Source organism: Nitrosospira sp. NpAV, assembly GCF_000832065.1.
Classification (GTDB): Bacteria; Pseudomonadota; Gammaproteobacteria; order Burkholderiales; family Nitrosomonadaceae; genus Nitrosospira.
Window position 1 is genome coordinate 1 of record NZ_JXQM01000009.1, and the last position, 4413, is coordinate 4413.

The window sequence follows — 4413 nt, forward strand, 5'->3', positions numbered from 1 at the left end:
TCACCCCTCGTCTTCATCCTCCTCGTCGTCCTCATCTTTCTTTTGGGGCTTGAGGACCATTTTGCCTTCCTTGCGGCTGGCATTGAGGTCGGTCTCGGCAACCTCCTTGTGCACCAGGTTCTGGTGGCAATCGATGCAGGTGGCCCCTTCGGTCTCCATCTTCTTGTGCGCAGCCTTGGCATCGGCCCCGGGCGGCTGCGGGTTCTTGTGGCATTCGCGGCAGGTGTTGCTGTCCCACTTCTTCAGGTTCATGCGCGCATCGTGCGCCATGATCAGCCGCCGTTCGTTGAATTTCTCCAGCGTGGAATAGTCATTGGCAAATTCCAGATACAATTCGCGCGCGCCATCCACCACATGGGTCGCCACCGCCAGGTGGAAGTTCTTGAAGCCCTGCGGGATGTGGCAGTCCTTGCAGCCCGGGTTGGCACCCAGGGCGCCATAATGCGAGGAGGTTTTGAGCTCCTCCGCCGGGTAGGACATGGAGTGGCAACTGGTGCAGAATTCGGTGGTGGAGACGGCGGCCTCGCCGCCGAATACCACCGCCACCATGACGATCCCCAGCAAGGCCCCCGTGAGCAGGGTGCCGCCCGCGCGCATTCCAGCCATCAGTCCTCCGAGCCTTTCTCGCCCACCTTGGCCGTGGACTGGAAGTCGTCATGGTACTTGAACTTCGGATCCCCTTCAAAGGTGCCGTCGAGCTTGTAGTGCTCGTGCATGGCCTTGGTGTCCTTGACGTATTTGTCGAAGTTGAAGGTGTATTTCTTGTCCACTTGCGGGGTGAACGGGGTGTAGGGCTTCTTCGTGCCTTTCCAGCCCGATCCTTCATAGTTCAGGTGGCAGGCGTTGCAGGATTCTTCAAAGGCGAAGTCTTGTCCCGCTTCCGCCAGGGTCGAGCGCGGCGCGCTCTTCTTCGATTTCTCAAAGGCCGCCCCCGCCTTGCGGTGGATGCCGCGATACTTGGCGCCCGGTCCGTGGCAGGATTCGCAGCCTACGCCGGTGGTGAATTTGTTGGGGTCCTCGACGGTGTAGCCGCCTTCCTTGCCCCAGCCGTCAACGTGACAGCCTACGCAGTCCTTGTCCTTGGTGTAGTCCTTCTTGGGGTCCAGCTTGGCCTTTTTCTTGGCCTCGGCCTTGGTGTTGGGCTTGAGCGAGTCCATCGCCTTGGCATGAGCCGTCTGGCCCCAGGATTCGGCCTGGCTCTTGTGGCAGGAACTACATTTCTTGCGGCCTTCAAATGATTGCGCGGAGGCGCTGCCGGACAGCAGCGCAAACATGGCTGCGGCGGCAAGGGCGAGTGTCAGGGAATGGCGCATGGTTTTTCTCCTCGGGCAAGTATATCCGTTGATATCCGTTGTTATGTAAACCCAGTTTTTCTTGTGGTTATACTGTATCGCTGGTTGCCGCAAACGGGTAGCACCAGTACCATGACTCTTCGTGGTACCACTGGTACCGCAGCAGAGGGAACCTTTCGTCAACCAGCGCGGGCCGCGCCCCGTCGGCCGCCTAGGAGGCGGGGGCGGCGGCCGGGGCCGGAGCGTCTGCCGCCGGGGGTTGGCCGGCCGGCGGGATTTTGTAGACCCAGTAGCCGCCCTGCTGGTAGATGAGTTGCAGGGCGGTCAGGTCCAGCGGCATGGAGTTGGTGAAGGGCAGCATCTGCGCCAGCAGAGTGCGGCTGCTTTTCTCGTCACGCAGGAAGTAGCCGCGCACCATGCTGTCGGAGAGGGATTGCAGGGTGTAGGTGGTGAAGTTGTTTTCCTGCATCCAGTTCTTGAGGTAGCCGATCATGCCGTGCATGTTGCCTTCCATGGGGAAGTGCTTGTAGGTGATGTCGAATTGTTCGGGGCGCAGCAGTCCCAGTTTGTAGAGGTCGGTGACGTGGATGACGACATAGGCTTCGGAGGGGGCCTTGTCCGGGGTCTTGCCCGCACCGTCTGGTATGCCCGCCAGTTCGCGCAGGATGGCGGCACCCTGGGCGGGTTCGGCGACGAGGGCGTCGGCGAAGCGCTGGAAGTGGCGGTGTTCCTGCGCCGGTGCCGGGGCGCCCCAGAAGGTGTCTTCCAGGTGGCGGATGCTGTCCTCGCGCTTGCGCCAGGCGGTGGGGATGATGAGCGGTTCGCCCAGGTGGGCGGTGAAGAGGGTGTCGCGTCCGCTTAAGAGTTTGAGCTGGCGCGAGGTGTCCCACCAGGCGAGGATGCGTGCGTCCTTGGCCGCGTATTTGTCGATGGCCACCGCCAGGGCGGTCAGTTCGTTGAGCTTGCTGTCCAGGGAGAGGAGCAGTTCGCTGGTGCGGTTTTCCCAGCTGATGAGGATAGGCGGGCTCGCGCCGCGCCGCGCGGTGGTGCCCACGGCCACGGGGGCGTCCACGCCGTCGGCGTGCACTTCGTATTGGGCGAGGGTGAGGTCCGGCCAGGGGTCCAGGCCCAGTTGGCTGAATTGGGCGATGCCGCCTTCCTTGATCAGGGTGTAGCGGTAGGGCGCCGGCGCCGGGTTGAACCAGAGGTAGGCGAACCAGATGAGTAAAAGTAAACCTCCCGTCACCAGGAGGATGCCCAGTGACGGGAGGAGTTTAGTTCCCAGGCCTGCCCGCGCCGGGGCGCGGGAGGAGGTGGAGGCGGAGGTCAATGCCCGCTTTTTTCGCGGCGGCGCCAGCCCGCCAGCGCCAGGGTGCCCGCCAGCAGCATGCCGCCACCCAGTCCGCCCAGCGAGAGTTTGTCATCCTTGCTGTCGAGGTCCAGCAGGCTGGTGCGCTTCGATTCCATCTTGGCAACGCGTGCCTGCAGGGCCGCCATTTCGCGGATCTTGGTGTTTTCGTCCATGATTTCGACGTAGGCGCGGTTCATCGGGCCCCAGCCTTCGGTGTAGGTCCAGCCGCCCGGGTTGACGTGGGCTAAGCCTACGTGCAGTTTGGGCAGGTCGTTTTCACCCATTTCCAGCGCCTTCAGCTCGATCGCCGCAGGATTGTTGTCCTTGGACCAGTAGAGCTGGGTGAAGCCGGCGAACATTTCCTTGTCCGGTGCCATCGGCGCCGGCCGGTTGGTCTTCTGCCCGGTGAGCAGGCCGTCCTTGTAGAGTTGCTCGGCTACGTTATGCGCTTCCTTGAATTTGGCCAGGCCGTGCAGGGTGCCTTTGTCCATGAATTCCAGGTAGGAGCGGGCAAAACGCTCGGAGTGGCAGGAGGTGCAGGTCTTGACCCAGGAGTCCAGGCGCGCTTCCGACCATTCGCTGTTGATGTTCTCGGCGATGCCGGGCACGGCCGGGTAGTTGGCCCAGCGAATCTTGCGGGTGACGTTGTGGCTGTATTTGCCTTCATATTCGAAGTGGCAGCCCGCGCAGGTCGGGGCCGTCTGGCCGCCCTTGGCGTAGGCGTCCTTGAGCGAGACTTCCCAGTTCCATTTGTCGCCCATCATGGTCACGATCTTGCCGTGCTTACTCATGGAGTAGGCTTCCCAGTTGTTGTGGTCAACCCCGCTGTGGCAGGTGGCGCACGCTTCGGGCTTGCGCGATTCGGCCGCGGAGAATTCGTGACGGGTGTGGCAGGAGTCGCATTTGTTCTGGTTGGTGTGGCACATGCTGCAGCCTTCGGCGATCTCGCGCTGCGGCATGGCGGCAAATACCGCAACTTCTACGTTGGCCTTCCAGTCCAGTGCGTGCGAGGGGCGTCCTTGCGGCCATTGCTTGTTCGGCCATACCATGGTGTCGCGCTCGGATTCGCGTTCGGCAAATTCCTGCAGGTGGCAGGTGCCGCATACGTCCGCCGTGGGCATGCGAAGGTCGGTCATGTGGTCGGCCTTCTTCTTGGTGTTGATGTCAACGTGACAGTCAATACAGCCCACTTCCTTCAGCTTCTCGCTCGCCCCCAGCCGCCCCATGGAGCGCAGGTTCTTCTCCACGTCTTCCAGCTTGGCTTTCTTGTAGAAAATCGGGCTGTCAGGCTTCAGGTTGCGAATCTTGTCCAGGTTGGCATGCGTGCTCTTCTTCCAGGCATTCACCCATACCGGCGATTCGTCCGTGTGACACTTCACGCATTCCTGCCGCTCCGCCACTTCCTTCATCGAGGTCGGTGGCTTGTAGAACGAGGCCGGGTCCATGTACATGCTGTACGGCACCGGTTCCCAGTATTGCGCCAGTGTCCCACGACCCGCGCCTTGCGCAGGGTCCTTGTAGCGCTTGGTCACCGCTTCATGCAATTCCTTGGGCGAGGCCGTTTGTTCCAGATTCAGCGCCTTGTACATCTCCTTGGGTACACTGGGAAAGTTCGCCCATGAAGACGCCGCCAGCAGCGCCCCGCATGTCAGCGTGATGAGCCTCAGCCCAAGCTTCACAACCATCTCTCTTCTCCTTATCCGTAATAATTGTTTTTTTGATGCCTGATCCGTCTAGGCTATTGCCTCATGCTCAACAGCCTACCCTATC

General features: G+C 61.5%; 4 protein-coding genes. All 4 read right to left on the reverse strand.

Going from position 1 to position 4413, the window contains the following annotated elements; genetic code table 11:
• Entirely contained in the window at window positions 1-606 is a 606-nt protein-coding gene (locus SQ11_RS07215; RefSeq protein ID WP_041513496.1) for a NapC/NirT family cytochrome c, read from the reverse strand.
• Window positions 606-1313 carry a cytochrome c-550 CycA gene (gene cycA / locus SQ11_RS07220; RefSeq protein ID WP_041513497.1) on the reverse strand — a complete coding sequence of 236 codons (708 nt, stop codon included), beginning with the start codon at window positions 1311-1313 and terminating at the stop codon, window positions 606-608. Before cycA ends, SQ11_RS07215 begins: the two co-directional genes overlap by 1 nt.
• A gap of 190 nt (window positions 1314-1503) precedes the next feature.
• Window positions 1504-2622, reverse strand: a complete 1119-nt coding sequence (gene haoB, locus SQ11_RS07225; RefSeq protein WP_041513498.1) for a hydroxylamine oxidation protein HaoB — start codon at window positions 2620-2622, stop codon at window positions 1504-1506.
• Complete coding sequence (locus tag SQ11_RS07230) at window positions 2619-4328, reverse strand: multiheme c-type cytochrome (RefSeq protein WP_041513499.1); 1710 nt, start codon at window positions 4326-4328, stop codon at window positions 2619-2621. Before SQ11_RS07230 ends, haoB begins: the two co-directional genes overlap by 4 nt.
• Window positions 4329-4413 lie beyond the last annotated feature (85 nt).

Excerpts from the sequence above, each read along its gene's own strand:
- cycA (WP_041513497.1), bottom strand. The coding sequence starts at position 1,313 with ATGCGCCATTCCCTGACACTCGCCCTTGCCGCCGCAGCCATGTTTGCG.
- SQ11_RS07215 (WP_041513496.1), bottom strand. The coding sequence starts at position 606 with ATGGCTGGAATGCGCGCGGGCGGCACCCTGCTCACGGGGGCCTTGCTG.
- SQ11_RS07230 (WP_041513499.1), bottom strand. The coding sequence starts at position 4,328 with ATGGTTGTGAAGCTTGGGCTGAGGCTCATCACGCTGACATGCGGGGCG.